The sequence below is a fragment of the Terriglobus tenax genome (assembly GCF_025685395.1).
In the GTDB taxonomy this organism is placed as follows: domain Bacteria; phylum Acidobacteriota; class Terriglobia; order Terriglobales; family Acidobacteriaceae; genus Terriglobus; species Terriglobus tenax.
In genome coordinates this window covers 1,532,709-1,556,969 of record NZ_JAGSYA010000004.1, presented here as the reverse complement: position 1 = coordinate 1,556,969, position 24,261 = coordinate 1,532,709, and the positions used below count along the sequence as shown (strand labels likewise).

Here is a 24,261-nt window from a genome sequence, read left to right as displayed (position 1 = left end):
GAAAGAGTCTCTAAAAAAGAGAACACTTTCGCGGAAGAACTCAGGAAGACGCCAGCCTAAGGAGACGATATGTTGATAAGGACAATGCTGGATGTTTTAGCAAGGCTGATCCGTATGTTGAAGAGGTGACTTGTGATGAAAGCGGCGATCTTTGATCCCGGAATGAGTAGCGCGCCGCGCTACCTTCGCATTGAGGATGTTCCATGTCCCGAGGTAAGCGCGGGATACGTGTTGTTGCGGGTGCTTGCGTGTGGGGTTTGTCGGACCGATCTTCATATTGTTGAAGGTGATTTGCAGGCGATCCTCCCTCGGCTTATTCCTGGCCACCAGATTGTGGGAGAAGTTATTAAAGGCGCCAGTGCGAACTTACCGTTGGGAACACGTGTAGGCGTGTCATGGATGGGGGGCGCCGACGGGGATTGCTTCTATTGCCGGCATGGCATGGAGAACCTGTGCGATCAGCCTGTGTTTACCGGGTACTCTGTCAACGGAGGATATGCTGAGTACGTTCTTGTTCGGGAGGACTTTACCCATCCATTGCCGGACGGCCTGGATGCGATGCATGTTGCGCCTCTACTCTGTGCAGGTATTATCGGTTTTCGAAGCCTGAGGGTAGCGGGTGTGAAGCCAGGCGAGCGCATAGGGCTTTTTGGTTTTGGAAGTTCCGCAAGGCTTTCGATGCCAGTTCTGCAATCCTGGGGATGTGAGGTCTATGTCGTTACGCGTGGAGAGAACCACAGGGCTACCGCACACACGCTGGGAGCGACATGGGTGGGCGACGAAGATGCCAGGGTTCCTGTTCCACTGGACAGGGCCGTAACATTCGCTCCAAGCGGTAAAGTCGTTGTCGATGCGCTATCCAGCCTGCGAAAAGGTGGTGTGGTAGCGATCAACGCAATTCACCTTGACCAGATACCTTCTTTTGATTACGACAAGCTGTTGTGGGGAGAACGCCAGATACGCAGTGTCGCAAACATGACGCGAGCGGATGCACGCGACTTCCTGGAACTTGCGCAGAAGCTCAACATACAACCACGCGTTTCCGTGTTCCCGCTTGATCGAGCGAATGAGGCGCTGCTTGCTGTCAGAAATGAGAGTGAGGACGGTTCAGCCGTGATTGCTCCATGAAGGAGAGAGGGCTTTTATCGAGACACTTGAGAGCTTAGAGCTTCTGAAGACATAACTGGCCTGCTCTTATCGATTCCGAACTTTAGCGGTGGCTGGATCGCCAATGCAATGGCGTAGGGAACCTGGCCGCCGCAGTAGCGGCAGTTGGTGGTGCGGACGTCGGAGTTCACTTCTTCAATGGTCTGACGGAAAGCGCGCATGCACTGGGGGCAATTAATCAGGACGTGGTTGGAGTCAGAGGCTGCCTCGGGTTCGAGATCAACCCATAGAGTTGTGGGCAGACGTTTTGAGAAGATTGAGTCGGACTTGGCGTCTGCGACCTTCTCCAGCAGTTCAAACAACGGTGTGAGTCCCGAAGCTTTTTCGTAGAAGGCGTCTGCGGCGATCCCCATAGGTACCTGCGTTCCGGTGTAGGCACCGCTCGTTGCAACCACACGAATCTCCGGGTAAAGGCGTCGCACCACGGACAGCAGTTCAAAGCCAGACATGCCAGGCATATTGAGGTCAGACAGCAGAATGTCTGGAAGCGAGGATCGCATCATCCCGAGAGCCTGAAAGCCATCCTCAGCGGTGCGGACCTTGTAGCCTCGCGTGGCGAGTATTTGCGAAAGCAGGAACCGCGTTTCAACTTCATCTTCGACGATGAGCAGATTCAAAAGATTCGGCATGATGCATTTCCTCCATCACAGATTTTGCTGAGTGAATATAGGTTGCCATGGTCAGAAAAAATAATCTGTTCCATTCAGACCGCGGAAGAAAGAAATCAGTACAGCACTATTTGCTGGCTTTGGCTGTTGTGGAAGGAGCTTTCTTTGCGCGCTTGGAGATGCTCACCGGCGGCCGTTGCGAATTGTGGCCACTGAATTGATCGTGGAGGACAACATTCAGCAAGGACTTGTGTACGTGGATCCGGCCGTTGTAGTCGATGTACCCAAGCTTGCGAAAACGATTCATGAAGTAGCTGACGCGGGAGCGTGTGGTCCCAATCATGTCCGCGAGCGATTCCTGTGTGATGGCGGGAATGAGGGTAACGGGCTCACCAGGCTTGCCGAAGGAAGCCATCAGCAACAGGGTGCGGGCGAGCCGCTTCTCACTGGAGTTGAACAATTGGTCCACCAGGTCAGCCTGCGTTCGCATGCCACGAGCGAGAAGAAAACGAACAAACAGTTCGGAGAAATCCGGCTCATCGTGAAGCACACGAACCATCTCCTCCCGGTTTATCTGCATGGCAGTGCAGGGCGTGATTGCCGAAGCAGTGGCCATACGCGGGCCAGCATCGCCGGATACGGACTCCTCGCCAATGAAATCTCCCACACTGAGCAGAGTGATCGTAGCCTCCTTGCCTCGCTTTGAGACAACGGTAAGCTTTGCTCTGCCTGTCAGAAGATAAAGGACGAAGGAGGGTGCGCTTCCCTGTGAAAAAAAGACCCCGCCGGCTTTGAGCTGGAGCAGCTTGCGACCCGGGCCTTCGGTCTTTAAGAAATCCGCACTCGAGAAACTCGAATTACCTGCGGTTTTCATAGCTCTTCCTTTGTTCGTGAAATCTACATGAAACGAAGGCTTTCCGAAAGCCAGCCTGTCGCCCTTTCACCATAAGTCAAGCAGCCAGCTACGGAAAAGAAGGGACCTCCTATCAATATGGCACCGTGCCGAGCGACATACTGGTCAAAATAGCTCATCACCCTTCACTGAAAGACAAAGAAGCAAAGGGTCCCTGGTGTTCTCCACACAGCCTTTGAAGTTTCTAAGCATTAGGAGACTGTGGTCAGTCAGAAGTCCTGTGGTCAGCGTTGTTTTGCATCCGGGCAGAAGGCCTGGGTCAAAGAGGAAAACGCCTGATCGACGACGTTCTCAATGGGACCACGTTGCTTCTGCAGCCATCGCGTGACGCTCAATTGCGTTACGGAGAGGGTGACGCGGGCGAGGAGATGGGAGGGAAGGTGATCCTCCGGGTGGCCTCCTCTGCGGGCAAAGGCTTTGCCTAGTTCATCTTCGATGCGCGGGAATTCGAGAATCTGCGCCTTCCGGGCGTCGTCACTTTCCATCGCAATCTTCAACAGCCGCTCGGCATAGGGAGAACCTGCCGCCAGCCTGGCGACATGCCTGACGACGGCCTGGGCTGCTTTGAGAGGTGTCAGTTCTTTTGGCTGATCCTGCAGGGCGCAGACCAGCGAGGCTCCATAGCCCTTCATCGCCGCAGCCATGACATCTTCTTTCGAAGAGAAATAGCGGAAGAAGGTACGGCGCGAAACATTGGCCGCCGTTGCGATCTGGTCGACCGTTGTTTCATCAAACCCCACCGCGGAAAACCTGTCCATGGCCGCCACCCAGATCTCGTGGCGCACAAACTCCTGCTTCTTCAGGTGGATGGATTCCTTGGGCTGCTGGAGGCGAGCTCTGGGCATAAGACCAGTCTAAACCTTTGTGGCAAAGATGTCGCAAGATGTAAAAAATGGCAATATGTGTAGACAATGGCACTGTGTGCCATTAGTCTGATTTTGCAAACACCCGATTGTATGGATTACGAGATCGAGAGACGAATGAAGACAAAGATGACTGCTGTTCTGTGCATCGGTTCAGCCCTGCTGTTCGCAAGCTGCTCCCGCAAGAAAACACAGGAGGGCGATACGCTGACGGCGCAGGCAGTCGTTGTGGACACTGCGAGAGCGGAGAGCCGGATGGTGCCGGTATCGCTTTCGGAGACAGGTTCTTTTCTGGCGGAAGAGGCGTCCAATGTCGCTCCTCCGGTGGCGGGACGTGTTCTGAAGACGCCAGTGTCGATTGGAGCGTTTGTCAAAGCCGGCCAGGTGCTTTGTGAGCTGGATCATCGCGACGCGGAGCTGAAGCTGGCACAGATGAAAGCGCAGCTGGAAGAGGCGACGGCAGGAGTTCGTCAGGCGCAGTCGCGCATTGGATTGGGAGCGGGGGCTTTCGATCCGGCCAAGGTGCCTGAGGTTGCTGGCGCGCGCGCCAACTTCGAGTCGGCGGAGGCCGAGGCGCGGCTTGCATCCGCGGATGCGAAGCGCTATGCGAACCTGGTTACCTCCGGCGATGTATCGCAAAGCGTGTATGAAAAAGCGCGGACGCAGGCGGATACGGCCAGTGCGAAAGCCAACGCGGCGCGGCAGCAGTATGAAGGCGCTGTCAACACGGCGCGGCAGAGTTACCAGGCGGTTTCGTCTTCGCAGGCATCGCTGGATGCAGTGCGAGCGCAGGTTGCCCAGGCGGAAAAAGCGCTGGCGGATACGACGATTCGCGCACCGTTTGATGGCTATGTGAGCGCACGTCCAGTTTCTGTGGGCGAGTATGTCGCAACGACCAACACGGTGGCGACGGTGGTGAGAGTTGATTTGCTGAAGCTGCAGCTGCAGACACCGGAGAAGAGTGCAGCGGGGCTGAAGGTTGGGATGCCTGTAACCGCGCGGGTTGCGGCGTATCCGAATCGCGATTTCCAGGGAGTGACCTCGGCTGTGAATCCCGCGGTGAATCCTGACTCGCGGGCGTTCATTCTCGAGGCCCACTTCAACAACCAGGATGGAGCGTTAAGGCCGGGCATGTTCGCTACTGCGAAGGTTGTTCTGCCGGGACAGGAGAACGCTGTTTTCGTACCAAGATCCGCGGTCGTGCGCGACAGGACAACGGATTCGAACCAGGTGTATGTGCTGGATGGAGGGAAGGCGCACCTTCGCATTGTTGTGGTGGGCGATGCGGATAACGTAACGGTCCGCCTGCTTTCGGGGGTCGCTCCCGGTGAGATGGTTGCCCTTAACAAGCAATCGGAGCTTTATGACGGCGCCGTTGTTGACGCGCGAGCCAAGCGGTAACGGAGCTAACCCATGCATGCTTTAGCAAGATTGTGCGTACGCCGCCCGGTGTTTGCCACCATGTTGATTCTATCGCTGGTGGTGGTGGGAGCGTTTTGTTACTTCAGTCTCGGCGTTGATCTGTTGCCGAAGGTGGATGTCCCGACGGTCGCTGTGATTGTGGCCGATCCGGGAGCTTCTCCTGAAGAGATTGAAACGGAGATCAGCAAGAAGATTGAGGACTCAGTCAATACTCTGAGTGGTGTTGATGAGTTGCGTTCGAACTCATCTGAGGGACAATCGCAGGTCATCATCACGTTCGATCTGTCGAAGAACGGTGACGTAGCGGCGCAGGAGGTGCAGAACAAGATCAACCTCATCCGCAATGATCTGCCGCAGAATGCTAAGTCTCCGGTGGTGCAGAAGTTTGATCCGGATGCGACGCCTGTCATGCAGTTGGCGGTTTCGGCGCCGCGCTCGTTGCGAGACCTGACACTGATTGCAGATAAGCTCATCCGGCAAAAGCTTGAGAATGCGAAGGGCGTTGGGCAGGTGCAGTTGCTTGGCGGCGCCAAGCGGGAGATTCATGTGGATGTTGATCCCGATCGCCTGCATGCGTATCAGCTGACCATTACAGATGTGGTGAATGCGGTGCGGCAACAGAACCTCGAGTTGCCGGGCGGATCGTTGAACGGAGGTACGCGGGAGTTCACCATTCGAACGATGGGCAAGCTGGTGAATGCTCAGCAGTTCAATGAGATTGCGATTGCCACACGCAAGGGCTATGTCGTCAAGGTCAGCGACATTGGTATTGCCGAAGACAGCTATGAAGAGCCGCGGACAGCGACACGGCTGAATGGTGTCCCCGCGATCACGCTGGTGATTTCGAAGCAATCGGGAGAGAACTCTGTTGCGACCGCGAACGAAATCAAGGCGCGTCTGGCCGAATTGAAAGATACGCTGCCGAAGGATGTGAAGGTTCAGGTTGTGGCGGACCAGTCCATCTTTATTGAAGCGGCGATCGAGTCAATTAAACACCACCTGATCGAAGGCAGTTTCTTTGCCTGCCTCATCATCTACCTGTTCCTGGCAAACTGGCGCACGACTCTGATCGCGGCTATTGCAATTCCAACATCGATTATTGCGACCTTCGCGCTGATGGCTGCGATGGGATTCACGCTGAACCAGATCACAATGCTGGCTCTCACGCTGATGGTTGGCATCGTGATTGATGACGCCATCATTGTGCTGGAGAATATCTACCGGTTTATTGAAGAGAAAGGAATGAGCCCGTTTGAGGCGGCCATTGAAGGAACGCGCGAGATTGGCCTGGCCGTGATGGCGACGACGTTGTCGTTGCTGGCAGTTTTCCTTCCCGTGGGATTCATGGGAGGCATCGTCGGGCGGTTTATGAGTTCCTTTGGGTTCACGTCGGCGTTCGCGATCGCCGTCTCGCTGCTGGTCTCGTTCACGCTCACGCCTATGTTGTGCTCGCGCTTCATCAAGCCGCGAGCAGAGCACAGTGCCACGGAGCAGACGGGCGCGGAACACAGTTCGAAGGACTCGCGTCTTTTCCGGACGATCAGCGGGCAGTATATGAAGATGCTGCAGTGGTCGATGGGCCATCGACGGGCGGTCCTGATTCTGTGCGGATGCACCGTGCTCAGCCTTATTCCTCTGTTCATGCTGGTTGGCAAAGACTTTACTCCGGCGGATGATCAGTCACAGTTCAACGTGCTGGTGCGCACTCCGGAGGGGACGTCGCTTGCTTCGACCGCGCAGGAGCTGGAGGCGATCTCGCAGGCGATTCGCAAGCTGCCTGGCGTAAGTGCGACGTTGACCACTGCCGGTGGCGGCAGCGACAAGGCCGTGAACAGCGCCTCGATCTTTGTAAAGCTGGTGGACGTGTCAGAACGCAAGGACACGCAAACCGATGTGATGCAGAAGACCCGCAAGCTGCTGACGACCTTTCCGAGCAACCTGCATACCAGCGTTGAACTGGTGAGCAGCGTTGGTGGAGGCGCAAGCAATGCCCAGGTGCAGTACTACATTCAAGGACCGGATCTGGCGAAGCTGTCGCAGTATTCTGATGAGCTGCTTGCACGGATGAAGAAGATTCCAGGCGTGACCGATGCCGATACGACGCTGCGCAGCGGCAAGCCGGAAGTTCGACTTGAGATTGATCGTGCGCGGGCGGCGGATCTTGGTGTGTCGGTCAACAATATTGAACAGGCTCTGAATACCTTGATCGCCGGTGAAGTGGCCTCCACATTCAATGCGGGGGATGACCAATACGATGTGCGGGTAAGAGCCTCAGAACAATTCCGCAGCAGAATCGAAGAGCTGAAGAAGATCACCGTGTTTTCGACGCGGCAGCTTGGGCCCGTTGGCCTGGATGAGGTGGTCTCAACGCAGTCTTCCACGGGGCCGTCCTCCATCAACCGTATCGCGCGCCAGAGGCAGGTCACCGTCAGTTGCAATGTGCTGCCCGGGCACTCGCAGTCTGACGTTCTGGCGGCTATCCAGAAAGCAGTGGCTGAGATGCACCTTGAGGCAGGCTATGAGACCGGGCTGGCGGGAACGTCAAAGGAGCTTGGACGAACCGGCTACTACTTCCTGCTCGCGTTCGCGTTGACTTTTATCTTTATGTACATCGTTCTTGCGGCGCAGTTTGAATCGTTTATCCATCCGGTGACGATCCTGCTGACGCTTCCGTTGGCAGTGCCTTTCGGCATTTTGTCGCTGCTGCTTACCGGGCAGACGGTCAATATCTTTTCGGCGTTGGGCCTGTTGTTGCTCTTCGGTATCGTCAAGAAGAACGCCATTCTACAGATCGACCATACGAATGGGCTGCGTGCTGCCGGCATGCCTCGTTATGAAGCAATTATCCAGGCGAACATGGACCGGCTTCGTCCCATTCTGATGACGACGCTCGCGCTGGTGGCGGGTATGCTTCCGCTGGTTCTATCCAGCGGTACCGGAGCGGCGACGAACCGTTCAATTGGTGTGCTGGTTGTTGGCGGGCAAGCGCTGTGCCTGCTGCTGACGCTGCTGGCAGTGCCAGTGTTCTATTCCGTGTTCGAGGACATCAGCAATCATCCCGTCTGGCGCAAGCCGGCGATGGCGGTGCGATCGATGGCGAATCGTCTGCGCCGCAAACCAGCTCACAATCCCGTGGAGGAACCAGCGGCGTGAAGATTCTGGCCTGTCTTGTATTTTTCCTTCCTCTGTCGGCTGTGACGCAAACCTCCGTGGGGATTGCCTCCGTTCCGTCTGCTCCTGCGGTGCCGCCACCGGCGCCATTGCAGGTGCCAGCCCGTATTGGCATTACGCAGGAGGTGGACCTTGCCTTACCCGATGCGATTCGTGCTGTGCTGGAGAACAACCGCGATGTCGAGGTTTCGCGGATTTCGCGGCAGAAAGCGACGCTGGGCCTGCGCGCGGCCAAGGGATACTTTGACCCGGTGTTTGGCGGCAGCGCTTACAAGCTGCGGACAGTTTCTCCGGTTTCGTCATCACTGGGCGGAGCCACCAACGGAAAGCTTTCGCAGAAAGAGCTGTATGCCGATCCTCAGATCAGTGGGAACTCTCCCTGGTTTGGAACGACCTACAAACTGGACTTTGCGTCTTCGAAACAGCAGAGCAGCAGTACGTACAACACGCTGAACCCAACGTATCCCACGTCGGCCACATTGAATCTTGTACAGCCGCTTTGGGGAGGATTGCGCTTTGACCAGAACAGGGAACGGCTGGCTGTTGCACGCAAGAATATTGGGCAGACGCAGGAGCAGTTCCGGCAGAAGCTGATTGAGATTACGACGCAGGCGATTCGCGCTTACTGGGAGCTGGACTACGCTCGCCGCAACCTGGATGTGCAGATTGAAGCCGTGCACCTGGCAGAGCAGCAGGATGCCAGCAATCGCCGGCAGGTGGAACAAGGCATGCAGGCCCCGGTCGATGTGATCCAGACGCAGACGCAGATTTCTACGTACCAGCAGAATGTCTTCAATGCGCTGCAGCAGCTTACACGGGCGGAGAACACGCTGAAGGCGCTGATGTTGCCAGATCGAACGGATCCGCTGTGGAGTGCTGCGCTTCGTACCTCGGTTGAGGTGGATCGTTCGCGTGTGTTACCAGAGCTGCAGGAGGCATTGCACCAGGCGCTTGCGGAGAGGCCGGATCTTGCGGCAGGTTTGCTCGGTATCCAGGTGAGTGAGTTGGATGCCCGGCTTGCGCGGGAACAGGCGCGGCCGCAGATCAATTTGACGGCCCAGCTTGGCAGCCAGGGACTTGCGGGACAGGTTGCTTCGCAAGCCGCGGATCCGTTCGGTTCGTTGTTCAGCCCCTTCATCGATCGCATCAATGTTCTTTCCGCGACAGCCGGACTACCCCCTTTGTCGCTGGGAGGCACGGGCTCAGGAAGCAGCTCGGTGCCCGCAGTGTTCAATGGCGGATATGGCCAGTCGCTTTCCAACCTTCGTGCGGGATCGTTTCCAACCGTGAAGGTCGGTCTGCAGGTTTCCATTCCTATTCGCAATCGAACAGCGCGGGCCCAGGCTGGTATTGCGGAGGCCAACAAGCGGCAGACCATGACGCAGCAGCAACAGCTTGAGATGACCGTTGAAAGTGATGTGCGGAACAGTCTGCAACAATTGGCGAACTCACGGATGCTCCTGTCCGCGGCACAACGGGCACGCCAATTGGCAGAAGATCAGTTTGCCAGCGAGCAGCGTCAGTTCAAGGCTGGGACATCCTCCGTGTTCCTGGTGCTGCAACGGCAAAACGAGTTGATCAACGCAAGGCTTCGAGAGATTCGAGCGACAGCGGACAGCGGAGAAGCCGAGGCAGACTTTGACCGTGCCACGGCGAACACGCTGAAGCGGCAGAATATCGAGATTGAAACGACGGTTCCGCGGGTTCCATGAGCTGGTGCATACGATGGGTTCGTTGCATCTCTCGATGAGACTGTTTTGTGGACGAGTCGCGTGAGAATGCGTGCATCGTGTTAATTAATTGCGCTCGGAGTGATCTAGGACAAAATTTGTCGTATATTGGTTTCAGGCCCTGATCAAGGGCGAAAAGCCTTGCGATCGTCTCTGGCAGAGTGCTCGCAAAAGCTTTTGGAAACTGACAACCCCGAGGCTGGCGCATGTCTCCCCTGTAACAAAATAGGGCACGCCTGTCTGTTTTTCTGAAAGGCGAAATCCTGATGTTGCCACGTTGCTGGCGCGGCGCACCCGTGTGCGCGAACGCATTGTTGTCTGCTGGTTTAATTTGCGGCGCATCCATTTGTGCTGGAGCGCAGGAGTGCCATGTGGACCATGGGCGGGCTCCGGTGCTGGTGTATGGAGAGGTGACCGATCCATCGGGCGCGGCCGTTGCGGGAGCCCCGGTCGAGTTGGGATGCGGAACGGAGCATGTTTCTGCTGCGACGGACAAGGCGGGACACTACAGCCTGCGCGTTGCTCCTGGAGAGTGGACGGTGCAGATTCATGCGGCAGGATTTGGCGAGGTGAGCCGCGGATTGAATGTGGCTGCCGGCAACGATCTGCAGGTGGACTTCCCGTTGCAGGTGGTCTCGGACAAGACACAGGTAGAAGTGCATGCAGGCGCGGAAGGCTATGTGTCGTCGGACTCTGACCTGGGGACGCATACCAATACTTCAATCATGGAGATTCCGCAGGCGGTGTACGTGGTGCCACAGGCGGTGCTGCGCGATCAGCAAGTGGTGCGGTTGACGGATGCAACGCGCAATGTAAGCGGAGTATCGTTTGCGAACGATTCGGGTGGGCGCAACGAGAACATCGTGATGCGCGGCTATACCAGCGGCATCCTGTTCAAAGACGGCTTCCGCAACGACGGGCAAAGCACACGCACGTATGCGGAGATGTCGAACGTGGAGCGTGTTGAGATTCTCAAGGGGCCTTCGTCAACGGTCTTCGGCAGGCTTGATCCTTCGGGTGTTGTGAACCTTGTAACCAGGCAGCCGCTGCCTGCGCCGCAGATGAGCGTGCAGATGCAGGGGGGATCGTTCCAGTTTCTGCGGCCGACAGTGGATATTACAGGTCCGCTGACGCGCAGTGGAAGGCTGCTGGGCCGCATGATTGGTTCCGGACAGGACAGCAAGAGCTTCCGGGACTTCAATGTGCAGCATCGTTTGTTCCTGTCACCTACGCTGACGTGGACTCCAACGAAGTCGACCAGCGTTCGTTTTTACTCGGAGTTTCTTGGCGGATCGGGCATGAGCGATCGCGGCTTGATCGCGCTGGGGACCCGCCCTGCGAATCTGCCAATCTCACGTTACCTGGCGGACCCTGCGTTGCAGTATCCGTTCCGGGAAGGGAAGGCCGGTGTGAGCGTAGACCAGGCGCTGAGGCACGGGTTTACCTTCCGCAGCTATGAGCGGTCATCGACTGGATATGCGCTGTACAACGCTCGCATTGCAAACTCGCTGAACGCAGACGGCGTGAGCGTGCGTTTGAATGACATTACGTCGGACCAGTACTTCCAGTCGCATTACTGGATCAACGAGGTGACGGGCCGTGTGCGGAGCGGATGGCTGGAGCATACGTTGCTGGCGGGAGCGGAGCTGAACTACGAGATCTTCGACACGAAGACGCTGCGGCCTACCTCCGCCAATGCCGCGCGGCAGAACCTGAATATCTACAACCCGAACTATGCCGCGCTACCGGTACGCGCCCTGGTGTTGAACCGGGTTGACCAGTCGCGCAACGGCTTTGGCGGCGGCTATGTGCAGGACCAGATCCGCCTGAGCCGCAAGCTGACCTTCACGGCGGGCATACGGTATGACATTGCAAAGATGAAGACGGTGGGCTACCTGTCGACGGTCAGCTCGTCGGGAAGAAATACTGCGTGGTCGCCACGGCTGGGATTGAGCTATCGCCCGGTGGATTCGCTGGCTTTCTATGCAACCTGGAGCCGTTCATTCCAGCCGCAGTCGGGGCTGGATGCCGGTGGCAACCCGTTTTCGCCGGAGCGCGGCAAGCTGCTGGAAGCTGGTATGAAGTATGACGCCTTTGGTCATCGGAGTTCGGGGACGGTGTCGATCTACCAGATTGACAAGCAGAATGTGCTGACCACGGACCCGAACAACACGGCATACCAGATCCAGGTGGGAGCGCAGCGGAGTCGCGGTATTGAGTGGAACCAGACGACTCGCGTTGCGGGAGGATGGAACCTGATCAATGGCTATGCCTTCAACCAGGCAATAGTGTCGAAGGACACCGTGTACGTGGTGGGTACGGGACTGATTGCAGCACCCCGGCATACGGGCAATGTGTGGCTGCAATACCAGCCGAAGATAGCCTGGGCGCGGCGCAGTTCGTGGGGTGCAGGTGTATTTGGCGCGAGCAGGTCGCAGGGCCAGCTGCGCACGCAGGCCGCTCCGAATACGTATTTTCTGCTGCCGGGGTATGCCCGTTTCGACATGGGCGCTTCGTATGAGTTCGCGCAGCGTGGCGCGTGGAGCTACCGCTTTGCTGTAAATGCCAACAATGTGCTGGACCGGCGTTACTTCACAGGATCTGGCGGGCGCTTTGCCGTTTACCCCGGCGCGCCGCGCAATCTTGTTTTCTCAGTCCAATTGCTTCGTTCCGGAGAGCGGCAATGAGCCTTCGTAAGATCTTCTTTTGGTGCCACCTTACGGTGGGTATCGGTGTGGGTTTGGTGGTGGCATTTCTGGCCGTGACTGGTCTGCTGCTCAGCTTTCAGAATGAAGTAATTGGTTACGCGGAACGAGGCTACCGTTTGCCGCAGGCGGCTGCCACAACAGGATGCGCTGCGCCCTCCGAGATGCTGGTGACGGCGGAGACTGTCGCACGGCGCAGGGCGACATCGCTGATTACCTTTGCCGATCGCGCGCGGCCGGCGGAGGTTGCGTTTGGCCACGAGAGGACGGTGCTTCTGCACCCCTGCACGGGTGCGCTGCTTTCCGCTACGGGGAGTAGTCTTCGTCTCTTCTTCTGGGAGGTACGCGATGCTCACCAGGCGGTGACACTGCAGGGGGTGCGCCATCAGACGCTGCGCCAAATTAAGAACGCAGCGAATGTTGGCTTCGTTTTCCTGATGGTGAGTGGCCTGGTGATCTGGCTGCCGCGTAAGTTTACCTGGCAGCACACGCGCCCCGGGCTGGTGCCACGATGGAAGGCGAAGGGGCGCGCCTTCAACTGGAGCTGGCACAACGTTGCGGGCATCTGGTTTGTGGTGCCGCTGCTGTGCATTGCCGCCTCCGGTGCGGTGCTGGCCTATCCGTGGGCGAATGCCTTGTTGTACCGCGCCGCGGGAGAGGTTCTGCCGCCGCGGCAGGAGCGTGGTGAGGTACGCGAGGCCGAGCCGCTTGCAGTGAAGCAGTATGGGTTGCTGAATGCCGCGATGGTCACTGCCCAGCAGGTCGATCCCTTGTGGAAGAGCGTCGAGATGCGTATTCCCACATCAGCGGATAAGAACATTGCCTTCACAGTGGAAGAAGGAAAGGGCGGCAAGCCGTGGGAGCGCGTTCGCGTCCAGGTGAAACGCAAGAGTGGAGAGGTTGGGAAGATTGATCGGTACACGGACAACACCCGCGCACGCCGGTGGCGTTTGAATGCACGGTATCTGCATACGGGAGAGCTGTTCGGTGTAATAGGCAAGACGATTGCCGCACTCTCGATGATCGCCCTGCTGGCGCTGGTTTGGACGGGCTTTGCTTTATCCCTGAACCGCTTTCGCAACTGGCGCAAACGTAAGGCCGCCGCACACAAGAAGGCGCCTGTGCAGGAGTTGCAGGCAGCCCGATAGTGTTTCTTCTATGGAAGAAGAACGCTTGATTCGCGAACGATGAGGCGACACGCCATCATGGCGTTGCGTGCAGGCAGGTCCGGCTGTTCGATCCGTTCGAGAAGGAAGCGAGCGGCCTGCTCGCCCTGCGCATGGATGGGCTGCTCCACGGTGGTGAGCGGTGGGGCTGCAAAGGCAGCGAGAGGAATATTGTCGAAGCCGGCGATAGCAATGTCATGCGGAATACGAAGGCCGAGTGTGCGGGCAGCATGCATGGCGCCGAGAGCGGTGAAGTCGTTTCTTGCGAAGTAAGCAGTTGGTGGCCGGCGTAGTCCTGCCAGTTGAAGAAATGCTTCGTAACCGTCCTTCTGGGTGGAGAAGGCGAGACTTTCCGGCGGGCCGGCGGTGTAGTCAGACGAAGGCTTGATGCCTGCCTGCTCAAGCGCGGCAAGGTAGCCCTGATAACGCCGCAGCGAAGAGCCCTCTCCGGCTGCGATGCCAAGAAATCCGATGCGGCGATGGCCTGCCTTGACCAGGTGCTGCACTGCATCGAAGGCTCCCTGGTAGTGGTTTGCTGTGACGGAGTCGATGCCGGGTGAGTTGATGGGCCTTCCGATGTTGACCAGCGGAACCTTCTGTTGCGCGATCTTCTGCAGCACCTTGTCGCCCATGGTGGTGCCGCGTGTGGCCACGATCAGGCCATCGACACGGTGGTCGATGAAGGACTGAAGACTTGCCTGCTCTTCATCCACGGAGCGGTCACTGGTGGCGATGAAGGTGGTGAAACCCTGTTCGTCGCATACCTGCTTGATGCCGCTGACCAGTTCTGACGAGAACGGGTTTGCAATGTCGGGTAGCAGGATGCCGATGGCGTTCAGCTTTCGCCCCTTGAGCTGGCGTGCCAGCATGTTGGGGCGGTAGCCGAGCTTGGCGGCGGCTTTCATGACGCGCCGGCGGACCTCGTCGCTGACATAGCCACTTTCGTTGACGGCACGGGACGCCGTCATGGTGGAGACTTCAGCAAGGCGAGCGACGTCGGCAAGCGTGGTGGGACGTTTCTGCGAGGTGGACGAACGTTTCATCAAAGTAATGCCGTTGACAATATCACACGGCAGACCTAATGTGATAACGCTAACCGAAAGGCGTCCCCATGCGTTCTCAATTGCTCGTCGTCCTGTGTCTTGTTTCGGCCCATGCCATGGCGCAAAGCCCAGCCCCCGCGGTAACGGACCGCACGCCGCCTTCCGCCTCCGGTGTTGGCGAGGTGCAGCGCATGGAAGAGGACGTGCAGCATCTTGCAGCGGATGTGCAGCGTTTGAAACTGCGGTTGCCGGACTGGGCGGCTATCTCCTGGTATGCGGAGGAGAATGCGAAGCTGGCTGCGAGTACGTCCACCAAGCCGCGCGTTGTTTTTCTTGGCGATTCGATTACGCATAACTGGGGACAGGCGAAGTACAGCAGCTACTTCCAGGGGGAGCATAAGGATTTCGTGCCGGTGAACCGCGGTATCGGAGGCCAGAATGTCGCGCAGATGCTGGTGCGCATGCAGCCGGATGTGATTGCACTGAAGCCGGCTGCCATGGTGATCTTCGCCGGAACCAACGACCTGCCCACCTTCAAGGTCCCGGATCTGCTTGGCTTTATCGAAGGCAATTTTCAGAGCATCTTCGATCTTGCGCAGGCGCACCATATCCGTGTGATTGTCTGCTCGGTCATGCCGGTCAATGATGTTTACCGCGCTCGCACAGAGACGCGGCCGCCGGAGAAGATTCTGCAGTTGAATGCGTGGCTGAAGCAGCAGGCAAAGGATCGCGGCATGGAGTATGTGGATTTCTATGCTGCCGTGACGGATGGGAAAGACCGGCTGCGTAAGGAGATTACGCAGGATGGGCTCCACCCCACTGCCGAAGGCTATGTGTTGATGGAGCCGCTGGTGAACCAGGCAATTGCAAAGGCGCTTGCCGCCAGATAGCTAACGCGACGGCAGCAGGTGATTCGCCTTGAGGAAACTGCGCAATGCATCGCCGATCTGGAGCGATTGTTCCTGGGTGAATTTGCCGTGCTGTCCTCCTGGAACCGTGAACAGTGTGACAGGCACCTGCTGTTGCCGGAGTGCCGTGAGCAGGCGCTGTGACTGTGTGTAGGGAACAACAGGATCACTGTCTCCATGCACGATGAAAGTAGGCGGCAGGCCTGCGCGAATGTAGTTGAGCGGCGACATCTGCTTGGCCAGCGCGGCGGCATTGGGCCCATCCCCGATCCACCGGGAAGCACTCTTCTGCAGTGTGAATCCATCGTGCAGAAGTTCAGCGACATCGCTGATTCCATAGAAATCAAGAATGGCAGCAACGCGTGGCTGACCGGCACATTCCGGCAGCTCGATATTGTTTGAGGCAGGAAGCATGCCGGCCATCAATGCCTGATGGCCGCCAGAGGATGTGCCGAAGGCAATCACTTCGCTGGTATCGAAGTGATAGGTTGCCGCATTCTTCTTCACCCAGGAGAGTGCGCAACGTGCATCCTGTATGGCTGCGGGAGCGGGGGCGACACCGGTCAGGCGATACTCCACCATGACGAGCGAGAAGCCCATGGAGAGCAGAGAATGAAAGCTCGCGGCGGACTGGGGACGTGCGTTCTTCCACCATGCCCCGCCGTGGAAGTAGACGATGACTGGAGCCGGCTTGCCCCCGGGCTGCTCATAGACATCCAACTGCAGATCGGTGCCACTGGCATGCAGGTAGGGAATGTTTTTGTGCTCGATTGGGACGACGGGCGTGGCTGTTTCAGGCAAAGCGATGAACTCCGTCGTCACCGGCGGGTGCTGCAGATCAGTCTGCGGCGCCTGCGCCGGTGCGGCGAGAGTTGAGGTGAGAAGCCCAAGAGCGATGGGCAGAGTGAGACGCATGGAAACGCTCCTTAGCTGAAGAGGATGCCGCCGTTGATGTCGACATTCGTGCCGTTGACGAAGGCCGCGTCTTCGCTGGCGAGGAAGGCGACCAGGGTGGCGACCTCTTCTGCCTTGCCTTCGCGGCCGAGCGGCGTCATGCCGGCTACGCGCTGGCGAACCTCGGGCTTGGTGAAGTCGTCATGGAACTTTGTGGCGATCATGCCGGGGCATACGGCGTTTACGCGGATGCGACGTGGTCCCAGTTCCTTTGCAAGGCCGCGCGTCATCGACATGAGCGCACCTTTTGAGGCTCCATAGGCGATGCCGCCCGGGCCGCCGCCATCGCGGCCAGCCTGCGACGCGACGTTGACGATGGCACCTTCATCGCTCATTACAGGCAGTGCGGCCTGCGTCGCGGCAAAGACGGAACGGACGTTGAGAGCGAGTACATAGTCCCAGAAGTCATCGTCCATCTCTTCCATTTTTTTGCGAGCCACGAGACCGCCGACAACATTGACCAGCACGCCGACCGGGCGGGCGAAGTCGTTGGCTGCGCTGGTGATGAAGCTGCGCACCGCGGCGGTGTCGAGTGCATCCACCGGATAGGCGCGGCAGATTTTGCCTTTTGCTTCAATGGCGGCAATCACCCTGGATGGCTCAGAGCTGTGATAGCTGAGGGCAACATCTGCTCCGCGCGAGGCCAGCTCAATTGCGATCGCGGCGCCAATATCGCGGCCGCCGCCGAAGACGATTGCCAGTTGATTGTCCAGTGTTGCTGCCATGAAGAAAGGTCCCCTTTTTGTGGAAGTTCGTTATGCGTGTTGAATGTGTTTGATTGGGCCGATGAGAAGGAACAGAACGATGGCACCGACTGGCCCAAGAACGCCGGCGAGCGTGAGTACGAAGCCGTAGCCAAGGTGTGTGACCAGCCATCCGGTGCAGAGGTTAAAGAAAAGACTGCTAAGGCCCGCGGCGGTTCCGCCCAGGCCAGCAACAGAGCCGACGGACGAGCTTGAGAAGAAATCGCTCGGCAGCGTTTGCACGTTGGAGATCCACATCTGGAAGCCGAAAAGCACGACGGCGATGCATGCCAATGCTGCCCCGGTGCTGTGAACGTGTGCCGCCAGGATGCCGAAGGGCATCAGGCATGCGGCGGCTCCGATGACGATTTTGCGTGCGGTATTTACGGAGCGGCCGCGGGTGATGAGTCGTCCGGCGAGCCATCCGCCGAAGAGCGATCCGATGGCCGCGCATAGATAGGGTGCCCATTGAAAGGCACCGATGTCTTTCAGCGAAAGGTGATGCACATCTTTCAGATAGGTGGGAAGCCACAGGATATAGAGCCACCAGATGGGATCTACCAGCAGGCGCGCTGCGAGGATTCCCCATGTCTGGCGGTGGCGAAGAATCTCTTTGAGAGAGGGCGCCACGAGCGTGGGCTGTGCTGTGCGGCCGTCAAGGATGAGCGTGCGTTCTTGCGCGGAGAGACGTGGATGGCTGCTGGCGGGACGATAGATCATCAGCCATGCCGCCAGCCAGAAGAAGCCGAGAGCGCCGAGAATGACGAAGGTGGTGCGCCAGCCGAAGAAGGGCTCAAGGACGGCTGCGACGAAAGGAGGACCGATGACTCCTCCCATAGAGGCTCCGCCATTGAAGATGGCCATGCCAACGGCGCGTTCGCGTTGAGGAAACCATTCTGCTACAACCTTTGCGGCTCCGGGCCAGTTGCCAGCTTCTCCAAGTCCGAGAAAAAACGACGCTGCCGCGAAGCTGGCGAAGCCGGTGATAAGAGAGTGACCCATTGCCGCGATGCACCATATGACGATGGAGAGCGTGAATCCCACGCGCGCGCCGTAGCGGTCATAAATGCGGCCGGAAACGCTTTGGCTGACGGTGTAGGCGAGCAACAGCATGGCGCCAACCCAGCCGTAGGCCTCGCGCGAGACGTGGATTTCCGCACCGAAGCGCGTGAAGAGGAGTCCGATGCTGCTGCGGTCAATGTAGTTGATACAGGTAGCAATGAAGATCAGGCCGATGATGTACCAGCGCAGACCACGGATGGGACGGGTGGCGCCGTTCGATAAGTGCGTGGAATGCATAGACATGTTGGCGTTTCCGTTCCCCATCGGCATCACTGCATAAATTTGGACTTGTCTTCCGCGCACAAACTCATGTAGTGTGCTTCGGGTGATAACGATAACACATATTCGCGGTGCGAAGGCAAGCACAATGATGATGCTTCGATGGACAGCGGCGGCGGCGCTTATCGCGGGCGTGGCAGGGGGCGCAGTGGCGTATGGGCAAAGCGCGGAGGAATCCCTGGGACCCAAGGATACGGGCGGGAAAAAGGCCTACCTGGTGGACGAGATGAAGCAGTTGCACTCGTCCCTGAAGCCAGAGCTTTCCGATGTGCATCCGCGTGTCTACTTCACCTCGCAAGAGTTGGATGCACTGCGCACCAGGGCGCATGGTGATCAGAAAGAGTTCTGGCAGCAGCGTCTTGCGAACCTGCGCATCTTCAAGGGTGATCCTCCTCCTCCGCCTGCAGAGAAGCGCCGTGCGCAGAACGATGTGGCGTTCGCGATTGCCGAGGCGGCGTTCGTGTATTCGATCGAACATGACCCAAAGGTGCTCGCCGGGTTGCGGCGTTATATGGATGCGGCGGTGAGCTACAAGATCTGGGGTTATAGCTGGAGCAAGCCGAATGTCGATCTGGCCGCAGGTCACCTGCTATACGCGATGGGCCTCGCCTATGACCTTCTCTACAACGAACTGACGCCGCAGGAGCGCGCAAAATACCGCGACTGCCTTGCCGAACATGCGCGTCCGCTGTATGACTACTTCGCACCGAAACCGGGTCGCACGTGGAGCTATAGCCAGAACCACACATTTATCCCGATTGCAGGCCTGGCCGTAGCGTCGTATGCGCTGTATGGCGAGGTGCCGGAGGCGCAGCAATGGGCCGCGCTTTCGCGCGCCATCTATGACCGTGTGTTGAAGACCTATTCAAAAGACGGCTATTACTTTGAAGGCTTCGAGTACTGGGTTTTTGCAACGCCATGGATCATTCATTACCTGGACGCGCTGCGTCATGCCACCGGCGAAGACCTGTTTGACCAGCCCGGTCTGCGCCAGACCTACCTATACGCTGCGCACAGTCTGACGCCCGGCGGCGAGATGATGTTCGACTTCGGCGATGTGTTCGAAGGCGGAGTGACGCGTTCGCGTAAAGGCGAGGACTATGAGCGTAGCCATCCCGAGGGAAACTTCGAGAGTAACTACAACCTTCTGTATGATCTTGCCGCGCGTTTTCACAGCCCGGAGATCCAGGGCGTTGCCGATTGGATGAAGAGCCAGGGACACACCGGCCAGGAAGAGTGGTGGGACCTGGTATGGCGCGATCCTTCCCTGAAGTCTGCGCCAATGGAGAGCATCCCCACGTATCACTGGTTCCGCGATCACGATGTTGCCTACTGGCGCAGTGACTGGGGAAAGAATGCAACGGCTGCCGCATTCAAGAGCGGTCCGGCGGAAGGCCATGCCGCGGCTGACTTGAAGAAGCAGCTTCCCGACTGGCACTTTGAGCAGGGCCACGCGCATCCGGATGTGAATAGCTTCATTCTTTGGGCGCATGGAGCCTATCTGACCGGCGACTCAGGCTACGCAGGCGTGCCGAAGACGATTGATCACAACACGCTGCTGGTGGATGGACATGGGCAGGGCACGGATGGTGTTGGGCATGATGCGTGGGCGAAGTATGACTACGACCGTCTGAACCAGGTGCGAATTGCCTCGGCGAACTTTACGAAGAACGGATTCACGGTCACGGGGGAAGGTGCGGCTGCATATGTGCCAGCGCTGGGACTGAAGCAGTACAAGCGGACCTTCCAAGTGACATCTACAGGTACTGCAACTGTGCACGATGAGATTGTGGCTGACGGCGACCACCTGTACACGGAGGCCGTGCATGCCGACGGAAGTATTGATGCCGTCGCGAAGAACCGGTTTGTGCTGCATCCCGTGCTTTCTTCCACGGTCAAACTGACGGCGACCTTGCTTGCCCCCAAGGATGCCGAGGGACAGGTGAAGCCAAACATTGTGATGGGGCCTGGTATTCCCGGATCAGTGGACAAGGGGCAGCTTGAGAAGCGCGGAGAGCGTATCGAAGCAACGACAACACATCCGGCCAGCAGCACGACATTTGAATGGAAGCTTCAGTTTTAAGCACGACAGGTAAGGCGCACGCGTAGTTGCGCAGCGGAGGGTCTGACAATGGCAGTACGAATCAGTAAATTTCTTCTCCTGGTGACTGTGGTTCTTTTCGGAACCGCACTGTATGGGCAGGTAAGCACGACAACCGTTGTTGGCACGGTGACGACCGTGGCGAATGATGCGGTGCCTGGAGCGACCGTGGTGCTGACACAGACCGATACCAACTTCACCCGAACTGTAACGACGAAAGAGGATGGTGTCTTCCGCGCGGAGTTTCTGCCGGTTGGTCCTTACTCGATGAAGGTGACGGCGACCGGCTTCAAGGAGTTCAAACGCGAAGGCATCACGCTTCGCATCCTGGACACGGCTACGCTGGACGCTCAGCTTGCCGTGGGTGAGGTGACGGAGGTGGTGACGGTGACGGGTGATCTGCCACAGGTCAATACCACCAATGCCACACTGGGGCGAACGATCGACAATCGTGAGGTGGACAACCTTCCGCTGGTCGGACGCGATGTGTACCAGCTGCTGACGCTGACGCCCGGTGTGCAGTTGACGACGAACGTGAACAACACAGGCTTTCCGGAACAGCACACGCTGATCAACGGATCGACGGATGGCACGGTTGGCCAGATCAGCTATTACCTGGATGGCGGCACGAACATGACCGGTCTTCGCAACACGGGTAATATTCTGCCGAACCCGGATGCGATCCGCGAGTTCACGGTGCAGACCAGTAACTTCAGCGCGCAGTATGGCCGTTCGTCAGCCGGCTTCGTAAGCGTGATTACGAAGAGCGGAACCAACCAGGTGCATGGATCCATCTTTGAGTTTGTAAGGAACACTTCGCTGATTGCGACGACACATAACGGTATTCCCAAGAGCCAGACCCCATATCATCGCAACCAGTTTGGCGCGACGCTTGGCGGTCCTATTCTGCATGACAAGCTCTTCTTCTTTGGCAGCTATGGCGGACTGCGGCAGAGCACCACCAGCACACTGAGCGCTCTGGTTCCCACGGCGGCGCAGCGTGCGGGCGACTTTAGTGCGAACCTGCCAACCTCCGGCAGCCAGAGCACGTGCCGCGTTGTGAATGCGAACCAGTTTGTGCTGTGCAGGCCTGACCGCAGCGGAGCATATGCAGGCAATATCGTTCCGGTGGCCAGTTTCGATCCAGTCGCCAAGACGATTCTGGATCGCTACGTTCCTTTGCCGAATCCTGTTGGCCGTTCTACAGACACGGTGAATACGCGCACCGACCCTTTGAAGCTTGCGTATGTTACCGACGAGTTCCTGATCAAGGGGGACTATCAGCCAGTGGCTTCGCACCGTATTACGGCGAGCTACTTCCAGAGCAACGGCAACAGCCAGCAGAATCCCGGATCGACGATTGCGGGCTGGTCGATGCAGAATTTCAACTGGCGTCAGCAGAACGCCAACATCAGCGACACCTGGATTCTGTCAGCAAGCACGGTGAACCAGCTCTGGCTTGGGTATACGCGCCAGATCGGTGGCCGTGTGAACACGCCTGCCATCAGCCTGGGAGACCTGGGTTCTACCTTCCAGATTCAGGGAGCCAAGCAGCTTCCGCAGATTGCCGTGGCCAACTGGTTCACGCTGGGGCAATCGATCTCCGGTCCGCTGGCCGGAGCGAATGTTTACCAGTTGCGGGATGTGGTGAGCACAACGAAAGGGAAGCACACCCTCGCGGCAGGCGGCGAGATCTCGCTTGAGAAGGACATGCTGCAGACGCTGCTGAACAACTACGGTGTTTTCGCGTTCACCAGCACTGCGAGCGCGCGTACGGGCATCTCGCTTTCGGATTTTCTGCTGGGCCGTCCGAATACGATGAACCAGGACTCCACCGTGTATGCCAATGCGAATTACTGGAACTACGGCTTCTTCGCGCAGGATGACTGGCGCCTGATTCCGCGGCTCACGCTGAACCTGGGTCTGCGCTATGACGTGCAGACGGCTCCGACGGATTCACTGCGCCGTCAGTCAAACTTCAGGGCAGGTGTGCAGAGCGTTGTTGTTCCTTCTGCGCCTACCGGTCTCTTGTTCCCGGGCGATCCGGGTGTGCCTGAGACCGGAGCTCCGACGCCTTACAACCATGTGTCGCCGCGCTTTGGTTTTGCCTTCGATGCCTTTGGCAATGGCAAGACGGTTGTTCGCGGTGCGGCTGGCCTCTTCTTCGGAACGATTGGTGGCAACGAGTGGCAGTATCCTTCGAACAACCAGCCGTATGCGATCCGCCAGCAGTACAACAAGGTAGTTTCGCTGGCGAATCCGTATGCCACGGATACGGCAGAGTTTCCCGGTGGGGTATCGCCATACCCGTATACGTTTGATCCGAAGGCGCCGCGTTTTACCAAGCCTGCCGGTCTTGTGACGATGGACCCGAACTACAAGTGGCCGTATAACTACCAGATCAACTTTGGCGTGCAGCAGCAGATCAGTCGCTCGACGGCGCTGACGCTGAGCTACGTGGCTTCGCTGAGCCGCAAGCTGCCACTGTTCTTTGACCACAACTACCCGGTGTATAACTCCGCGGCCCCCAGCTCGAATACGACCTCAAATGTGGACAACCGCCGTCCGCTGCAGCCAGGAGGTTCGGCAACGGACCCGACGCTGAAGTCGGTGTACGTGGTTGAGTCGGGACAGACTTCAAACTACAACGGCCTGCAGGTAACGCTCGACCAACGCATGACGAAGAACATCAGTCTGCGCAGCTTCTACACGTGGTCAAAGACGATGTGGAGCGCGTACATGGCAAACAACACGCTGCAGAATCCGCTGGAGGACTTCAATTTTCCGCAACTGGAACGGCAGCGGGCCGACTCGGATATCCGGAATGTCAGCGTGACCTCGATCGTGTGGAAGACCGATTACTTCGGCCGCTATAACCGGGCGGTGCGCGGTGCGTTGAACGGGTGGACGATGTCGGCGATTGTTACGCTGCAGTCGGGTGCGCCCTTCAACGTGACGACCGGTTCTGACACCAATGCGGACGGGAATAACAATGACCGTCCAAATGTTCTTCCGGGCAAGGTAGCGCGGGTGGTGGACAATGGTTCTTCACGGGTTGCCATGATGAACCAGTGGTTCGATACCAGCGCCTTCTGCGTCTTTTCTCCGGGAGCGACCAATGGAGCCTCAACCTGCCGCGGTGCGGGCGATGCCGGACAGACGGGAACCTTCCGCTATAACTCGCTTGACGGCCCAGGAGTGCGCAACGTGGACGCGTCCCTGTTCCGCGACGTGGGGATTGTCGAGCGTGTGAAGCTGCAGCTTCGTGCCGAGGTGACGAACGTCTTCAACCTGACAAACCTTGGTCAGCCGACGGGAGCTGTTTCGAATGCCAACTTCGGCAAGATTCTGGGCAGCAACAGCTACTTCCCGAATCGCCGTATCCAGCTGGGAGCAAGACTGCTGTTCTAGATCGATAGAAAGACG

Annotated in this window: 16 protein-coding genes; 9 read left to right on the top strand and 7 right to left on the bottom strand. The window is 58.0% G+C overall.

The window, feature by feature from the left end; translation table 11 throughout:
* Positions 1-135 precede the first annotated feature (135 nt).
* A complete protein-coding gene (locus OHL13_RS11885) occupies positions 136-1,128 on the top strand; it encodes a zinc-dependent alcohol dehydrogenase family protein (protein WP_263410341.1) in 993 nt (330 codons plus the stop codon).
* A 14-nt stretch (positions 1,129-1,142) separates the two neighbouring features.
* Here OHL13_RS11885 and OHL13_RS11880 read toward each other — a convergent pair whose 3' ends face one another.
* From OHL13_RS11880 to OHL13_RS11870, 3 genes are all read right to left on the bottom strand, one after another.
* Positions 1,143-1,796: a response regulator gene (locus OHL13_RS11880; protein WP_263410340.1), complete on the bottom strand. Its 654-nt coding sequence runs from the start codon at positions 1,794-1,796 to the stop codon at positions 1,143-1,145.
* 106 nt (positions 1,797-1,902) lie between these two features.
* Positions 1,903-2,649: a Crp/Fnr family transcriptional regulator gene (locus tag OHL13_RS11875; RefSeq protein WP_263410339.1), complete on the bottom strand. Its 747-nt coding sequence runs from the start codon at positions 2,647-2,649 to the stop codon at positions 1,903-1,905.
* Between the two features lie 263 nt (positions 2,650-2,912).
* On the bottom strand, positions 2,913-3,533 hold the full coding sequence (locus OHL13_RS11870) for a TetR family transcriptional regulator (protein ID WP_263410338.1): 621 nt from the start codon (positions 3,531-3,533) through the stop codon (positions 2,913-2,915).
* A 147-nt stretch (positions 3,534-3,680) separates the two neighbouring features.
* Here OHL13_RS11870 and OHL13_RS11865 point away from each other — a divergent pair, with 147 nt between their 5' ends.
* The 5 genes from OHL13_RS11865 (at position 3,681) to OHL13_RS11845 (ending at position 13,727) form a co-directional block, all read left to right on the top strand.
* The gene (locus tag OHL13_RS11865) at positions 3,681-4,952 is read left to right on the top strand and encodes an efflux RND transporter periplasmic adaptor subunit (RefSeq protein ID WP_263410337.1); all 1,272 of its coding nucleotides are present in this window, start codon (positions 3,681-3,683) and stop codon (positions 4,950-4,952) included.
* Between the two features lie 12 nt (positions 4,953-4,964).
* The gene (locus OHL13_RS11860) at positions 4,965-8,126 is read left to right on the top strand and encodes an efflux RND transporter permease subunit (RefSeq protein WP_263410336.1); all 3,162 of its coding nucleotides are present in this window, start codon (positions 4,965-4,967) and stop codon (positions 8,124-8,126) included.
* Entirely contained in the window at positions 8,123-9,856 is a 1,734-nt protein-coding gene (locus OHL13_RS11855) for a TolC family protein (protein WP_263410335.1), read from the top strand. The genes OHL13_RS11860 and OHL13_RS11855 overlap by 4 nt, the downstream gene beginning before the upstream one ends.
* Positions 9,857-10,245: 389 nt before the next feature.
* Positions 10,246-12,561 carry a TonB-dependent receptor gene (locus OHL13_RS11850; RefSeq protein ID WP_263410334.1) on the top strand — a complete coding sequence of 772 codons (2,316 nt, stop codon included), beginning with the start codon at positions 10,246-10,248 and terminating at the stop codon, positions 12,559-12,561.
* On the top strand, positions 12,558-13,727 hold the full coding sequence (locus OHL13_RS11845) for a PepSY-associated TM helix domain-containing protein (RefSeq protein ID WP_263410333.1): 1,170 nt from the start codon (positions 12,558-12,560) through the stop codon (positions 13,725-13,727). The genes OHL13_RS11850 and OHL13_RS11845 overlap by 4 nt, the downstream gene beginning before the upstream one ends.
* An 8-nt stretch (positions 13,728-13,735) precedes the next feature.
* Here OHL13_RS11845 and OHL13_RS11840 read toward each other — a convergent pair whose 3' ends face one another.
* Positions 13,736-14,788 (bottom strand): LacI family DNA-binding transcriptional regulator, encoded by a 1,053-nt coding sequence (locus tag OHL13_RS11840; RefSeq protein WP_263410332.1) that lies wholly within the window; start codon positions 14,786-14,788, stop codon positions 13,736-13,738.
* A gap of 68 nt (positions 14,789-14,856) precedes the next feature.
* On the opposite strand from OHL13_RS11840, the gene OHL13_RS11835 reads away from it, so the two are divergent.
* Positions 14,857-15,678, top strand: coding sequence for a GDSL-type esterase/lipase family protein (locus tag OHL13_RS11835; RefSeq protein WP_263410331.1), 822 nt, complete (start codon positions 14,857-14,859; stop codon positions 15,676-15,678).
* On the opposite strand, the gene OHL13_RS11830 is transcribed toward OHL13_RS11835, so the two are convergent.
* The 3 genes from OHL13_RS11830 to OHL13_RS11820 are packed head-to-tail and all read right to left on the bottom strand — an operon-like array spanning position 15,679 to position 18,698.
* A complete protein-coding gene (locus tag OHL13_RS11830; RefSeq protein ID WP_263410330.1) occupies positions 15,679-16,611 on the bottom strand; it encodes an alpha/beta hydrolase in 933 nt (310 codons plus the stop codon).
* An 11-nt stretch (positions 16,612-16,622) separates the two neighbouring features.
* Positions 16,623-17,375, bottom strand: a complete 753-nt coding sequence (locus tag OHL13_RS11825) for an SDR family NAD(P)-dependent oxidoreductase (protein WP_263410329.1) — start codon at positions 17,373-17,375, stop codon at positions 16,623-16,625.
* A gap of 30 nt (positions 17,376-17,405) precedes the next feature.
* A complete protein-coding gene (locus OHL13_RS11820) occupies positions 17,406-18,698 on the bottom strand; it encodes an MFS transporter (RefSeq protein WP_263410328.1) in 1,293 nt (430 codons plus the stop codon).
* Positions 18,699-18,822: 124 nt separating this feature from the next.
* On the opposite strand from OHL13_RS11820, the gene OHL13_RS11815 reads away from it, so the two are divergent.
* Both OHL13_RS11815 and OHL13_RS11810 read left to right on the top strand, forming a co-directional pair.
* Positions 18,823-20,817, top strand: a complete 1,995-nt coding sequence (locus tag OHL13_RS11815; protein WP_263410327.1) for a DUF4962 domain-containing protein — start codon at positions 18,823-18,825, stop codon at positions 20,815-20,817.
* A gap of 48 nt (positions 20,818-20,865) precedes the next feature.
* Positions 20,866-24,246, top strand: coding sequence for a TonB-dependent receptor (locus tag OHL13_RS11810; protein WP_263410326.1), 3,381 nt, complete (start codon positions 20,866-20,868; stop codon positions 24,244-24,246).
* Positions 24,247-24,261: the final 15 nt, after the last annotated feature.

Bases quoted from the DNA above. Each gene is read 5' to 3' on its own strand.
- OHL13_RS11885 (WP_263410341.1), top strand. From the start codon at position 136: ATGAAAGCGGCGATCTTTGATCCCGGAATGAGTAGCGCGCCGCGCTAC.
- OHL13_RS11880 (WP_263410340.1), bottom strand. From the start codon at position 1,796: ATGCCGAATCTTTTGAATCTGCTCATCGTCGAAGATGAAGTTGAAACG.
- OHL13_RS11875 (WP_263410339.1), bottom strand. From the start codon at position 2,649: ATGAAAACCGCAGGTAATTCGAGTTTCTCGAGTGCGGATTTCTTAAAG.
- OHL13_RS11870 (WP_263410338.1), bottom strand. From the start codon at position 3,533: ATGCCCAGAGCTCGCCTCCAGCAGCCCAAGGAATCCATCCACCTGAAG.
- OHL13_RS11865 (WP_263410337.1), top strand. From the start codon at position 3,681: ATGACTGCTGTTCTGTGCATCGGTTCAGCCCTGCTGTTCGCAAGCTGC.
- OHL13_RS11860 (WP_263410336.1), top strand. From the start codon at position 4,965: ATGCATGCTTTAGCAAGATTGTGCGTACGCCGCCCGGTGTTTGCCACC.
- OHL13_RS11845 (WP_263410333.1), top strand. From the start codon at position 12,558: ATGAGCCTTCGTAAGATCTTCTTTTGGTGCCACCTTACGGTGGGTATC.
- OHL13_RS11840 (WP_263410332.1), bottom strand. From the start codon at position 14,788: ATGAAACGTTCGTCCACCTCGCAGAAACGTCCCACCACGCTTGCCGAC.
- OHL13_RS11835 (WP_263410331.1), top strand. From the start codon at position 14,857: ATGCGTTCTCAATTGCTCGTCGTCCTGTGTCTTGTTTCGGCCCATGCC.
- OHL13_RS11830 (WP_263410330.1), bottom strand. From the start codon at position 16,611: ATGCGTCTCACTCTGCCCATCGCTCTTGGGCTTCTCACCTCAACTCTC.
- OHL13_RS11825 (WP_263410329.1), bottom strand. From the start codon at position 17,375: ATGGCAGCAACACTGGACAATCAACTGGCAATCGTCTTCGGCGGCGGC.
- OHL13_RS11820 (WP_263410328.1), bottom strand. From the start codon at position 18,698: ATGTCTATGCATTCCACGCACTTATCGAACGGCGCCACCCGTCCCATC.
- OHL13_RS11815 (WP_263410327.1), top strand. From the start codon at position 18,823: ATGATGATGCTTCGATGGACAGCGGCGGCGGCGCTTATCGCGGGCGTG.
- OHL13_RS11810 (WP_263410326.1), top strand. From the start codon at position 20,866: ATGGCAGTACGAATCAGTAAATTTCTTCTCCTGGTGACTGTGGTTCTT.